This is a genomic window from Pseudomonas sp. 5.2, assembly GCF_059025405.1.
Window position 1 is genome coordinate 29,159 of record NZ_JBYBHH010000030.1, and the last position, 12,178, is coordinate 41,336.

Genomic DNA, 12,178 nt, shown 5'->3' on the forward strand with positions numbered 1-12,178 from the left:
TTGCGCGACGCTTCGCAGCACAAGGCTGCTGCTACCTCTTTTTCGGGCCAGTCACGCCTGTGAAGGCGGCGCGCGACCGCCTTGTTTGTCCGGCTCGATATCGCGCCATACACCTGTAGGAGCAGCCTTGTGCTGCGAAGCGTCGCGAGGGCGGCGCTCGATCTCACCGGCGCAACAAATGCCAAACCAACCCCCCATCAACCCGACCTATATAACAGATCGTTCTAAAACTCCTGCAAACCTCACCGGTCAGTTCCTTACGGCGCCCTGATTCTGGGCACCGCCTCCCCAACGGAAAAACCGGTAAGGACTTATGTGCGGATTAGCAGGAGAGTTACGTTTCACCCCCCTCGACCAAGCCCCTCGCCCGGCCGACCTGGCCGCGGTGGAGCGCATCACCCACCATCTGGCGCCTCGCGGCCCGGACGCTTGGGGCTTCCATAGCCAGGGCCCGATCGCCCTCGGCCACCGCCGGCTGAAAATCATGGACTTGTCCGACGGTTCGGCTCAGCCGATGGTCGACAACACCCTCGGCCTGTCGCTGGCCTTCAACGGCGCCATCTACAACTTCCCCGAATTGCGCCAGGAGCTGCAAGACCTGGGCTACACGTTCTGGTCCGATGGCGACACCGAAGTGCTGCTCAAGGGCTACCACGCCTGGGGCGCGGCCTTGCTGCCCAAGCTCAATGGCATGTTCGCCCTGGCCATCTGGGAGCGCGACAACCAGCGCCTGTTCCTGGCCCGCGACCGCCTTGGCGTCAAACCGCTGTACCTGTCGCGCAACGGCGAGCGCCTGCGCTTTGCCTCGACCCTGCCTGCCCTGCTCAAGGGCGGCGACATCGACCCGATGATCGACCCGGTAGCGCTCAACCACTACCTGAACTTCCACGCCGTGGTACCCGCGCCGCGCACGCTGCTGGCCAATGTGCAAAAGCTTGAGCCGGGCACCTGGATGCGCGTCGACCGCCACGGCGAAATCGAACGCCAAACCTGGTGGCAGCTGCAGTACGGCGCCCACCCCGACGAGCGTGAACTGGACCTCGAAGGCTGGACCACCCGCGTGCTCGACGCCACCCGTGATGCCGTGGCGATCCGCCAGCGTGCTGCGGTGGACGTTGGCGTGCTGTTGTCTGGCGGGGTCGATTCCAGCTTGCTGGTCGGCCTGCTGCGTGAAGCCGGTGTGGACGACCTGTCGACCTTCTCCATCGGCTTCGAAGATGCCGGCGGCGAACGCGGCAACGAGTTCGAGTACTCCGACCTGATCGCCCGCCACTACGGCACCCGCCACCACCAGTTGCGCATCGCCGAACATGAAATCATCGACCAGCTGCCGGCCGCCTTCCGCGCCATGAGCGAACCGATGGTCAGCCATGACTGCATTGCCTTCTACCTGCTGTCCCGGGAAGTGGCCAAGCACTGCAAAGGCGTGCAAAGCGGCCAAGGCGCTGACGAACTGTTCGCTGGCTACCACTGGTACCCACAGGTGGATGGCGCCGAGGATGCCTTTGGCGCCTACCGCGACGCGTTCTTCGACCGCAGCCACGCCGAGTACCGTGACACCGTGCAAGCCCCTTGGCTGCTGGAAAGCGATGCCGCCGGCGACTTTGTCCGCGAACACTTCGCCCGCCCTGGCGCCAGCGACCCGGTCGACAAGGCCCTGCGCCTGGACAGCACGGTGATGCTGGTCGACGACCCGGTCAAGCGGGTCGACAACATGACCATGGCCTGGGGGCTGGAAGCGCGTACGCCGTTCCTCGATTACCGCCTGGTGGAACTGTCGGCACGCATCCCAGCACGCTTCAAGCTGCCCGATGGCGGCAAACAGGTGCTCAAGCAGGCCGCCCGACGGGTCATCCCGCATGAGGTGATCGACCGCAAGAAGGGCTACTTCCCGGTCCCAGGCCTGAAGCACCTGGAAGGCGCGACGCTGGGCTGGGTGCGCGAACTGCTGACCGACCCCAGCCAAGACCGAGGGCTGTTCAACCCGGCCATGCTCGACCGCTTGCTGAGCAACCCGCACGGCCAGTTGACGCCGCTGCGAGGCTCCAAGCTGTGGCAGCTGGCGGCGCTCAACCTGTGGCTGAGCGAACAAGGAATCTGACCGATGAAAGCCCACGAAATCGCCTACGGCCAGCGCCTGCTGCGCGGCCAGGCACCGTCCTACGAGCGTTTGCAGGCGCGCCTGGCCGGCGATGGCAGCGAGCCCCACGACCAGCCCCGTGCCGTGCACTGCGGTTGGGGCCGGCTGCTGATCGGCCATACCTACCCAGACCCCGTCTCACTCGCCGAGGAGCTGCTGGACGAGCGCCCCGGCGAGCGCGACATTGCCCTGTACGTGGCCGCGCCGCAGCAGGTACTGGCGCAGGCGCCGCAGCAGTTGTTTCTCGACCCCTCCGACACCCTGCGCCTGTGGTTCACCGACTACCGCCCGGCGCAGCGGGTGTTTCGCGGTTTTCGCGTGCGGCGGGCGCAAAACCTGGGGGACTGGCAGGCGATCAATACCCTTTACCAAGCGCGCGGCATGTTGCCGGTCGACCCTGACCGGCTCACGCCACGTCACCTCGGCGGCCCGGTTTACTGGCTGGCCGAGGATGAAGACAGCGGCGCGGTGATCGGTAGCGTCATGGGCCTTAACCATGCCAAGGCGTTCGATGACCCCGAGCACGGCAGCAGCCTGTGGTGCCTGGCCGTAGACCCGCACTGCACCCGCCCTGGCGTGGGTGAAGTGCTGGTGCGCCACCTGATCGAGCACTTCATGAGCCGCGGCCTGGCCTACCTGGACCTGTCGGTGCTGCATGACAACCGCCAGGCCAAGCGCCTGTACGAGAAACTCGGGTTTCGCAACCTGCCGACCTTCGCCGTTAAGCGCAAGAACGGCATCAACGAACGTCTGTTCCTCGGCCCCGGCCCTGAAGCAGGGCTTAACCCTTATGCACGGATCATTGTCGACGAGGCGCTGCGCCGTGGTATCGAAGTGCAGGTCGAAGACGCCGCAGGCGGGCTGTTCACCTTGAGCCTGGGCGGGCGTCGCATTCGCTGCCGTGAGTCACTAAGCGACCTGACCAGCGCCGTGACCATGACCCTGTGCCAAGACAAGTGCCTGACCCAGCGAGCACTGAGCAACGCCGGGCTGCGTGTACCAGCGCAGCAACTGGCGGGCAACGCCGACGACAACCTGGCGTTTCTCGACGAGCATGGCGCAGTGGTGGTCAAGCCGGTGGATGGCGAACAAGGCCAAGGGGTGGCGGTGAACCTCACCACCCTCGAAGAGCTCACCCACGCAGTGGCCCACGCCAAGCAGTTCGACAGCCGTGTGCTGCTGGAGAGCTTCCATGCCGGCCTTGACCTGCGCATCGTGGTGATCGGCTTTGAAGTGGTGGCAGCTGCCATACGCCACCCGGCCCAGGTAGTGGGTGATGGCAAGCACGACATCCGCGCGCTGATCGAAGCCCAGAGCCGCAGGCGCCAGGCCGCGACCGGCGGTGAAAGCCGCATTCCGCTTGACGATGAAACCGAGCGCACCCTGCGCGCGGCGGGGCTGGGCTATGACGACGTGCTTCCTGCCGGCCAACGCCTGGCGGTGCGGCGTACTGCCAACCTGCACACCGGCGGCACCCTTGAGGACGTGACCGAGCGCCTGCACCCCGTGCTGGCCGATGCGGCGGTGCGCGCGGCACGGACGCTGGAAATTCCGGTGGTGGGGTTGGACTTCATGGTGCGTGATGCCGAGCAGGCGGAGTACGTGATCATCGAGGCCAACGAACGCGCCGGCCTGGCCAATCATGAACCGCAGCCGACGGCTGAGCGGTTCATCGACTTGTTGTTCCCGCATAGCCGGGGATTAGCGTGAAACCATGACGGCCTCTTCGCGGGCAAGCCCGCTCCCACAGGCTGGCCGCTTAACCTGAAAGCAGCGGTAAACCTGTAGGAGCGGGCTTGCCCGCGAAGAGGCCAGTGAGGAGTACACATGTCCGAAAAATACCCCGAACCCGATCTCGACTACCTCAAACGCGTCCTGCTGGAGATGCTCGCCATCCCCAGCCCCACCGGCTTCACCGACACCATCGTGCGCTACGTGGCCGAACGCCTCGATGAGTTGGGCATCCCCTTCGAGCTCACCCGCCGTGGCACCATCCGCGCCACCCTCAAAGGCCGGCAAAGCTCACCCGACCGCGCTGTTTCCGCGCACCTGGACACCATCGGCGCCAGCGTGCGTCAGTTGCAGGACAACGGCCGCCTGGCGCTGGCGCCGGTGGGCTGCTGGTCGAGCCGCTTTGCCGAGGGCAGCCGGGTCAGTGTGTTCACCGACACCGGCGTGTTCCGCGGCAGCGTGTTGCCGCTGATGGCCAGCGGGCATGCGTTCAACACCGCCATCGACCAGATGCCTATCAGTTGGGACCACGTCGAAGTGCGCCTGGATGCCTACTGCGCGACCCGCGCCGATTGCGAAGCCCTGGGGGTCTCGATCGGCGATTTCGTCGCCTTCGACCCGTTGCCAGAGTTCACTGAAAGCGGCCACATCAGCGGCCGCCACCTGGACGACAAAGCGGGCGTAGCCGCATTGCTGGCGGCGCTCAAGGCAGTGGTGGAAAGTGGCCGACAGCCGCTGATCGACTGCCACCCGCTGTTCACCATCACCGAAGAAACCGGCTCCGGCGCGGCAGGTGCCCTGCCCTGGGACGTCAGCGAATTCGTCGGCATCGACATTGCCCCGGTAGCGCCAGGCCAGGCCTCCAGCGAGCATGCGGTGAGTGTGGCCATGCAGGACTCTTCGGGGCCTTACGATTACCACCTGTCGCGTCACCTGCTGAAGCTGGCCGGCGACCACGATTTGCCGGTCAGGCGCGACCTGTTCCGTTACTACTTCAGCGATGCCCACTCGGCGGTGACGGCGGGGCATGACATCCGGACCGCGCTGGTGGCGTTTGGCTGCGATGCCACGCACGGTTACGAGCGCACGCATATCGACAGCCTGGCGGCGCTGAGCCGGTTGCTGTCAGCGTATTTGTTGAGCCCACCGGTGTTTGCCAGTGATTCGCAGCCGGCCAATGCCTCGCTCGAGCGCTTCAGCCATCAGTTGGAGCACGATGCACAGATGGAGAGCGATACACGGGTGCCGGCGGTGGATAGCTTGGTTGGGAATAAGGGCTGATAGTTTGGGGCTGCTGCGCAGCCCATCGCGACGCAAGGCCGCTCCCACAGGGGCAATGGCAACCTCTGACACTGCGCTGTACCTGTGGGAGCGGCCTTGCGTCGCGATGGGCCGCACAGCGGCCCCAAATGCGCGAACGTTTCGCGTAGCATGCCCACACTCAACCCCCAGAATCGCCCGCCATGCTAATCCCCTACGACCAACTGCAAGCCGACACCCTGACCCTGCTGATCGAGGACTTCGTCACCCGCGACGGTACCGACAACGGCGACGACACCCCCCTCGAAACCCGCGTATTGCGGGTGCGCCAGGCATTGGCCAAGGGCCAGGCGTTCATCCTGTTCGACCCGGAAAGCCAGCAATGCCAGCTCCTGGCCAAACATGATGTGCCACGCGAGCTGCTCGACTGACGCCCTCAAGCGCCACGCCCCTTGCGCACCTCCCCCTCCTTGATGCGCTTGTACACCTCGGCGCGGTGCACCGGCACCTCGCGGGGCGCACTCACCCCAAAACGCACCATCCCGTCCCGCGTCTCGACCACCATGATGCGGATGTCATCGCCAATGGTGATGACTTCGCCTACTTCGCGCCCTATTACCAGCATGATCCGATCCTCCAGCGTAAGGGAAAACCGGAGACTGCCTCGGGTACTTAAGGCTACTCAATAGTTCCAGGGCAATTCAGAAGCAACCTACATCCATGGGTAATTTCCCCTACAGACAGATCATCGCGCAGGCGCCTTGGCACGCATTTTCACCGCCATGTCGGCCATCTCGTCATACAGCCGCTCAGGTGCCTCGCGCTTGAGCTGCCACGCCTGGCGCCCGGCCTCGTGGGGCAAGATCAGAAACTCGCCGGCAGCCACTCGCCGGTGGATGTACTCGGCGATATCGACCGCGCTGATCGGCGAGCCCTCCAGCAGCTTGCCGACCTGGGCCTTCATGGCCGGGTTCGGGCCACGGAACGAATCCAGCAGGTTGGTCTGGAAGAACGACGGGCACACCACGTGCACCGCCACCTGCACTTGGCGCAATTCCACCAGCAGGCTTTCCGACAGGGCCAGCACACCGGCCTTGGCGACGTTGTAGTTGCTCATGCCCGGGCCCTGCATCAGCGCGGCCATCGAGGCGATGTTGATGATCCGCCCTTGGCTGCGCTCCAGCAGCGGGAGGAAGGCCTTGCAGCCCTTGACCACGCCCATGAGGTTGACCGCGATTTGCCAGTCCCAGTCCTCAAGCGACAACTCGGCGAAAAAGCCGCCCGAGGCGACACCGGCGTTGTTGACGATTACATCGATGCCGCCAAAGCGCTCTTCGCAGGCCTGGGCCAGCGCCGTGAGCTGGCTGTAGTCGCGCACATCACAGCGCTGGATAAACCCGTCGCCACCGGCTTGCCGGGCCAGTTCCAGCGTTTCGCGCAGGCCGGCCTCGTTGACATCGGCCAACGCCAGGCGCCAGCCCTCGCGTGCCCAGCGCAGGGCGATCTCGCGGCCGAGGCCGGACCCGGCGCCGGTGATCATGATGCGGTTTTGCATGGTGGCAGGCCTTGTGCTGATGGGTTGTCAGGCGAGTCTAATCAAGGCATTGCCGAGAGGGAGGGTTCATCAGGGTAGTGAATGAAAGGGCATGACCAAGCGGTCAGTACCGAACAAATGGAATCTTTAGCCAAGCGCACCGGTCCGATTTAACAAGAGGCCAGCAGTCCGAGGCCCTTGACCCCTAACCACGCAAGGACTCCGCCATGACCACGATCCTCATCATCATCCTGATCCTGCTGCTGATTGGTGGCTTACCCGTCTTCCCACACTCGCGCAGCTGGGGCTATGGCCCTTCCGGCATTATCGGCGTGGTGTTGGTGATTCTGCTGGTGCTGTTGCTGCTAGGCATGATCTAGCCGGCCAAGCATAAAAAAACCGCGATACGGGCATCACCCGTATCGCGGTTTTTTTTGGCCTCAGCGGTCAGTGCGAAACCGCACCGGAAGCGCCCAGGCCGGTTTGCGAACGTACAAACTGCGGGAAGAACAGTGCACGTTCGTTCTCAGCCGCCTTGGACTTGTCGGTGACCGAGAAGAACCAGATACCGACGAAGGCAATCAGCATCGAGAACAGCGCCGGGTACTCGTACGGGTAGATCGCCTTCTCGTGGCCGAGGATCTGTACCCAGATGGTTGGGCCAAGGATCATCAGGCCCACTGCACTCACCAGGCCCAGCCAGCCGCCGATCATGGCGCCGCGGGTGGTCAGTTTCTTCCAGTACATCGAAAGCAGCAGTACCGGGAAGTTGCAGCTGGCAGCAATCGAGAACGCCAGGCCCACCATGAAGGCGATGTTCTGCTTCTCGAACAGGATGCCCAGGCCGATCGCCAGCACGCCGAGGGCGATGGTGGTGATCTTCGACACGCGGATCTCGTCCTTGTCGTTGGCCTTGCCCTTGCGCCATACGCTGGCGTACAGGTCGTGGGACACCGCCGAGGCACCGGCCAGGGTCAGGCCAGCAACCACCGCCAGGATGGTGGCGAAGGCCACCGCCGAGATGAAGCCCAGGAACACGCTGCCACCCACGGCATTGGCCAGGTGCACCGCGGCCATGTTGTTACCGCCCAGCAAGGCGCCTGCGGCGTCCTTGAAGTCCGGGTTGGTGCTGACCAGCAGGATCGCGCCAAAGCCGATGATGAAGGTGAGGATGTAGAAGTAGCCGATGAAGCCGGTGGCGTAGAGCACGCTCTTGCGCGCTTCCTTGGCGTCACTGACGGTGAAGAAGCGCATCAGGATATGCGGCAGGCCAGCGGTACCGAACATCAGCGCCAGGCCCAGGGAGAACGCCGAGATCGGGTCCTTGACCAGGCCGCCAGGGCTCATGATCGCCTCGCCTTTGGCGTGCACCTTGATGGCTTCGGAGAACAGGGTGTTGAAGTCGAAGTTGACGTGTTTCATCACCATCAGTGCCATGAAGCTGGCACCGGACAGCAGCAGCACGGCTTTGATGATCTGTACCCAGGTGGTGGCCAACATGCCGCCGAACAGTACGTACAGGCACATCAGGATACCGACCAGGATCACCGCCACGTGGTAGTCGAGGCCAAACAGCAGCTCGATCAACTTACCGGCGCCGACCATCTGCGCGATCAGGTAGAACGCCACCACCACCAGCGAACCGGAGGCCGACAGGGTACGGATTTCTTTCTGCCCGAGGCGGTACGAGGCCACGTCGGCGAAGGTGTACTTGCCCAGGTTGCGCAGGCGTTCGGCGATCAGGAAGAGGATGATCGGCCAGCCGACCAAAAAGCCGATGGAGTAGATCAGGCCGTCGTAACCCGAGGTGAACACCAGGGCAGAAATCCCCAGGAACGAGGCCGCCGACATGTAGTCACCGGCAATTGCCAGGCCGTTCTGGAAGCCCGTGATCTTGCCGCCGGCTGCGTAGTAGTCCGCCGCCGATTTGTTGCGTTTGGAGGCCCAGTAGGTAATCCCGAGGGTGAAGGCGACGAAGGCCACGAACATGGCGATCGCCGACACGTTCAGCGGCTGTTTCTGCACCTCGCCGGTCAGGGCATCGGCGGCCCACACGGCGGGTGCGAAAACGCCGCAGGCCAGAACGGCCAGGGCTTTGGCGTGGCGAATCATTGTTGCGCCTCCTTCAGGATGGCCTTGTTCAGCTCATCGAACTCACCGTTGGCACGGCGCACGTAGATGGCGGTCAGGACAAATGCCGAAACGATCAGGCCGACGCCCAGGGGGATGCCCCAGGTAATCGACGACTCTGGGCTGAGCTTGGCGCCCAGTACATGAGGACCGTAGGCGATCAGGAGGATGAAGGCGCAGTAGAGACCGAGCATGATCGCCGAGAGAATCCAGGCGAACCGTTCGCGTTTTGTAACCAGCTCCTTGAAGCGCGGGCTGTTTTGTATCGAGAGGTAAATGCTGTCGTTCATTGTTTTTGTCCTAGCAGCACAGATAGGGGATGAAACCCACACCCTCACTTTATGCTGCCGTTGGACGCCAACCAGACGACCTTAGTCTTAGATGCAACAGTGTTTTACAGAATTGGTAAGAAATCACTGATTGGGTCAGGGCTATAAGGTGCTTGCCTTGAACTTTGCAGAGGGGCGTCAATCGAGCGCCGCCCGCGCGGCGCATCGCGAGCAACGCTCGCTCCTACGTTTGTTTCGGGCCAAGTATGCCTGGGGTAAATGTGCGCGACCGCCTTGGCGCACGGCGCGATATCGCGTCGAACAAACAAGGCGGTCGCGCGCGCCTGTCACAGGCGTTATTGGCCAAAAACAAACGTAGGAGCGAGCGTTGCTCGCGATGCGCCGCGCGGGCGGCGCTCGATCTCACCGGCAATGAACAAATAACGGCAAACGCCCAGTATCAGCGGTTACTTACCGGTCCACTCTTTGACCCGGTCCGGGTGTTTGGCCACCCAGTCCTTGGCCGCCGCTTCAGGCTTGGCGCCTTCCTGGATCGCCAGCATCACTTCGCCGATCTCGTCCTTGGACTGCCAGCTGAACTTCTTGAGGAACTCCGCCACTTCCGGCGCCTTGGTCGCCAGTTCCTTGCTGCCGATGCTGTTGACGGTTTCGGCAGCGCCATACACGCCTTTCGGGTCTTCGAGGAACTTGAGCTTCCACTTGGCGAACATCCAGTGCGGCACCCAACCGGTCACGGCAATCGACTGCTGCTTGGCATAGGCACGGCCCAGTTCGGCGGTCATCGCAGCGCCGGAACTGGCCTGCAGCTTGTAACCTGTCAGGTCGTAGTCTTTGATGGCCTGGTCGGTCTTGAGCATTACGCCGGAGCCGGCGTCGATGCCGACGATCTTCTGCTTGAAGCTGCTGTCGGTCTTGAGGTCGGCGATGCTTACCGCCTTCACGTATTCAGGGACGATCAGGCCGATCTTGGCATCCTTGAAGTTGGCACCGTAGTCGACCACGTTGTCTTTGTTCTTGGTCCAGTACTCACCGTGGGTCACGGGTAACCAGGCCGACAACATCGCATCGAGCTTGCCGGTCGCCACGCCCTGCCACATGATGCCCGTGGCCACGGCCTGCAACTTCACGTCGTAGCCGAGCTTCTGCTTGATCACTTCGGCGGCCACGTTGGTGGTCGCCACGCTGTCGGCCCAACCATCCACGTAACCAATGCTTACTTCTTTGGCCATTGCCTGTGCAGCGCTCATGGCCATTACCAGGGCGGTGCCCACACCCAGGAAACGTCGCATCTTGTTCAAAGTTGCCATCAAAGCATCCCCTCGTCAGGTCTCGGAGATTGCATCATCTTCCTGCAACAACTTGTGACCTGCTCCCTGTACGACATGTAACCAACCATAGGCGACAGCACTGTGCCATTAGCGCCATGGGCTCACGCCAGTCTGCGCGATCCTTGCATGCCAAAGGATTGGCGCCGGGCTACTATCTACCCTTTTGCGCCTGACGATGGACCGCCCGATGCCCAGCCCCACCCGCCTGCACCTGCCGTTGTACCTGCTAGCCTGCCTGCTTGCCCTGATCGGGCTGGCAACGCTCTGGTACGGGCTCGGCAAGCCGGTGCACCTGCCCGATGCGGCCAGCCCCACGCACAAACTGCAGTGTGCTTCTTACACCCCCTTCGACAAGGACCAGTCGCCGTTCGACCAGCCGTTTCGCCTGCGCCCGGCGCGCATGGATGCCGACCTGGCCTTGCTGGCGGAGCGTTTTCAGTGCATCCGCACCTATTCGATGACCGGCCTTGAGGCGATACCGCAGCTGGCACGCAAACATGGCCTGAAGGTGATGCTCGGTGCCTGGGTCAACGCCAACCCGGTGGACACCGAGAAGGAAGTGGACCTGCTGATCGCCGCCGCCAACGCCAACCCCGATGTCGTCAGCGCGGTGATCGTCGGCAACGAGGCGCTGCTGCGCAAGGAAGTCACCGGCACGCGCCTTGCTGAGCTGATCGCCAAGGTCAAGCGCCAGGTCAAGGTACCGGTGACCTATGCCGACGTCTGGGAATTCTGGCTGCAACACCCCCAGGTGGCCCCTGAGGTGGACTTTTTGACTATCCACTTGCTGCCTTACTGGGAGGATGACCCACGCGGCATCGACGATGCCTTGGCCCATGTCGCCGATGTGCGCCGTGAGTTCGGGACGCGCTTTGCGCCCAAGGACATCCTGATCGGCGAGACCGGCTGGCCCAGCGAAGGCCGCCAACGGGAAACTGCCGTGCCCAGCCGGGCCAACGAGGCGCGCTTTATCCGTGGCTTTGTGGCGATGGCCGAAAGCAATGGCTGGCGGTACAACCTGATCGAGGCCTTCGACCAGCCGTGGAAGCGCGCCAGCGAAGGCGCCGTGGGCGGCTACTGGGGGCTTTACGATGCCGACCGGCAGGACAAAGGCGTGCTCGAAGGGCCCGTCAGCAACCTGCACTACTGGCCACAGTGGCTGCTGGCCAGCGCGGTGTTGATGCTGGTCATGCTGTGGGTGGCTGGGCAGCCCGCCACCCCCATGGCGGCCCTGCTGTTGCCGTTGCTGGCCGCGTTTGGCGCGGGTTGCCTGGGGCTGTGGGGCGAGCTGATGCGCAGCCACGCACGCTTTGCTGGGGAGTGGCTGTGGGCCGGGCTGCTGGCGGCGCTCAACCTGCTGGTGCTGGCCCACGCCGCCCTGGCCTTGGCCCGCCGCGGAGGCTGGCGTGAGCGCGCTTTTGCCTGGCTTGAGGCCCGTGCTGGCTGGCTGTTGCTTGCAGCGGGCTTTGCGGCGGCGGTGAGCATGCTGGCGCTGGTATTCGACCCGCGTTACCGCAGTTTCCCTACAGCTGCACTGGCGTTGCCGGCAGTGGTTTACCTGGTGCGGCCAGTGCTGGCGCGGCGGGCCGAGGTGGCATTGCTGGCGTTTATCGTGGGGGCGGGGGTGGCGCCACAGTTGTTTCTGGAAGGGCTGGAGAATCAGCAGGCCTGGGGGTGGGCGGTGGTGAGCGTTTTGATGGCCGTGGCGTTGTGGCGGAGCCTAAGGCTGCGTGCAGGTTGATAGGGTCCGCTGTGCGGCCCATCG

Annotated in this window: 11 protein-coding genes; 6 read left to right on the plus strand and 5 right to left on the minus strand. The window is 63.7% G+C overall.

Annotated elements, in window-relative coordinates; all coding sequences use genetic code 11:
• Window positions 1-313: 313 nt before the first annotated feature.
• From AC5PZ0_RS27630 to AC5PZ0_RS27645, 4 genes are all read left to right on the plus strand, one after another.
• Window positions 314-2,101, plus strand: a complete 1,788-nt coding sequence (locus AC5PZ0_RS27630; RefSeq protein WP_099453212.1) for an N-acetylglutaminylglutamine amidotransferase — start codon at window positions 314-316, stop codon at window positions 2,099-2,101.
• 3 nt (window positions 2,102-2,104) lie between these two features.
• A complete protein-coding gene (gene ngg / locus AC5PZ0_RS27635) occupies window positions 2,105-3,850 on the plus strand; it encodes an N-acetylglutaminylglutamine synthetase (RefSeq protein WP_493856157.1) in 1,746 nt (581 codons plus the stop codon).
• 117 nt (window positions 3,851-3,967) lie between these two features.
• On the plus strand, window positions 3,968-5,152 hold the full coding sequence (locus AC5PZ0_RS27640) for an osmoprotectant NAGGN system M42 family peptidase (protein ID WP_085272792.1): 1,185 nt from the start codon (window positions 3,968-3,970) through the stop codon (window positions 5,150-5,152).
• A 182-nt stretch (window positions 5,153-5,334) separates the two neighbouring features.
• Complete coding sequence (locus AC5PZ0_RS27645; protein ID WP_027595929.1) at window positions 5,335-5,562, plus strand: YheU family protein; 228 nt, start codon at window positions 5,335-5,337, stop codon at window positions 5,560-5,562.
• A gap of 5 nt (window positions 5,563-5,567) precedes the next feature.
• On the opposite strand, the gene csrA is transcribed toward AC5PZ0_RS27645, so the two are convergent.
• On the minus strand, window positions 5,568-5,756 hold the full coding sequence (gene csrA / locus AC5PZ0_RS27650) for a carbon storage regulator CsrA (RefSeq protein WP_027595928.1): 189 nt from the start codon (window positions 5,754-5,756) through the stop codon (window positions 5,568-5,570).
• A 120-nt stretch (window positions 5,757-5,876) separates the two neighbouring features.
• Window positions 5,877-6,686, minus strand: coding sequence for an SDR family oxidoreductase (locus AC5PZ0_RS27655; RefSeq protein WP_493856158.1), 810 nt, complete (start codon window positions 6,684-6,686; stop codon window positions 5,877-5,879).
• A gap of 206 nt (window positions 6,687-6,892) precedes the next feature.
• Here AC5PZ0_RS27655 and AC5PZ0_RS27660 point away from each other — a divergent pair, with 206 nt between their 5' ends.
• Window positions 6,893-7,045, plus strand: coding sequence for a DUF3309 family protein (locus AC5PZ0_RS27660; RefSeq protein WP_003252624.1), 153 nt, complete (start codon window positions 6,893-6,895; stop codon window positions 7,043-7,045).
• A gap of 67 nt (window positions 7,046-7,112) precedes the next feature.
• Here the strand turns inward: AC5PZ0_RS27660 and AC5PZ0_RS27665 are convergent, their stop codons facing one another.
• The 3 genes from AC5PZ0_RS27665 to AC5PZ0_RS27675 all read right to left on the minus strand — a co-directional run bounded on the left by AC5PZ0_RS27665 (window position 7,113) and on the right by AC5PZ0_RS27675 (window position 10,392).
• Window positions 7,113-8,777 carry a cation acetate symporter gene (locus tag AC5PZ0_RS27665; RefSeq protein WP_027595926.1) on the minus strand — a complete coding sequence of 555 codons (1,665 nt, stop codon included), beginning with the start codon at window positions 8,775-8,777 and terminating at the stop codon, window positions 7,113-7,115.
• Window positions 8,774-9,085, minus strand: a complete 312-nt coding sequence (locus tag AC5PZ0_RS27670; protein WP_027595925.1) for a DUF485 domain-containing protein — start codon at window positions 9,083-9,085, stop codon at window positions 8,774-8,776. Before AC5PZ0_RS27670 ends, AC5PZ0_RS27665 begins: the two co-directional genes overlap by 4 nt.
• Window positions 9,086-9,531: 446 nt before the next feature.
• Window positions 9,532-10,392 carry a glycine betaine ABC transporter substrate-binding protein gene (locus tag AC5PZ0_RS27675; RefSeq protein ID WP_099428543.1) on the minus strand — a complete coding sequence of 287 codons (861 nt, stop codon included), beginning with the start codon at window positions 10,390-10,392 and terminating at the stop codon, window positions 9,532-9,534.
• A 196-nt stretch (window positions 10,393-10,588) separates the two neighbouring features.
• Between AC5PZ0_RS27675 and AC5PZ0_RS27680 the strand changes: the two genes are divergently transcribed.
• Window positions 10,589-12,154 (plus strand): glycoside hydrolase family 17 protein, encoded by a 1,566-nt coding sequence (locus tag AC5PZ0_RS27680; RefSeq protein WP_493856159.1) that lies wholly within the window; start codon window positions 10,589-10,591, stop codon window positions 12,152-12,154.
• Window positions 12,155-12,178 lie beyond the last annotated feature (24 nt).

What these genes read in the sequence shown, in the direction of transcription:
- AC5PZ0_RS27665 (WP_027595926.1), bottom strand. Translation starts at nt 8,777, where the DNA reads ATGATTCGCCACGCCAAAGCCCTGGCCGTTCTGGCCTGCGGCGTTTTC.
- csrA (WP_027595928.1), bottom strand. Translation starts at nt 5,756, where the DNA reads ATGCTGGTAATAGGGCGCGAAGTAGGCGAAGTCATCACCATTGGCGAT.
- AC5PZ0_RS27645 (WP_027595929.1), top strand. Translation starts at nt 5,335, where the DNA reads ATGCTAATCCCCTACGACCAACTGCAAGCCGACACCCTGACCCTGCTG.
- ngg (WP_493856157.1), top strand. Translation starts at nt 2,105, where the DNA reads ATGAAAGCCCACGAAATCGCCTACGGCCAGCGCCTGCTGCGCGGCCAG.
- AC5PZ0_RS27670 (WP_027595925.1), bottom strand. Translation starts at nt 9,085, where the DNA reads ATGAACGACAGCATTTACCTCTCGATACAAAACAGCCCGCGCTTCAAG.
- AC5PZ0_RS27675 (WP_099428543.1), bottom strand. Translation starts at nt 10,392, where the DNA reads ATGGCAACTTTGAACAAGATGCGACGTTTCCTGGGTGTGGGCACCGCC.
- AC5PZ0_RS27630 (WP_099453212.1), top strand. Translation starts at nt 314, where the DNA reads ATGTGCGGATTAGCAGGAGAGTTACGTTTCACCCCCCTCGACCAAGCC.
- AC5PZ0_RS27660 (WP_003252624.1), top strand. Translation starts at nt 6,893, where the DNA reads ATGACCACGATCCTCATCATCATCCTGATCCTGCTGCTGATTGGTGGC.
- AC5PZ0_RS27680 (WP_493856159.1), top strand. Translation starts at nt 10,589, where the DNA reads ATGGACCGCCCGATGCCCAGCCCCACCCGCCTGCACCTGCCGTTGTAC.
- AC5PZ0_RS27655 (WP_493856158.1), bottom strand. Translation starts at nt 6,686, where the DNA reads ATGCAAAACCGCATCATGATCACCGGCGCCGGGTCCGGCCTCGGCCGC.
- AC5PZ0_RS27640 (WP_085272792.1), top strand. Translation starts at nt 3,968, where the DNA reads ATGTCCGAAAAATACCCCGAACCCGATCTCGACTACCTCAAACGCGTC.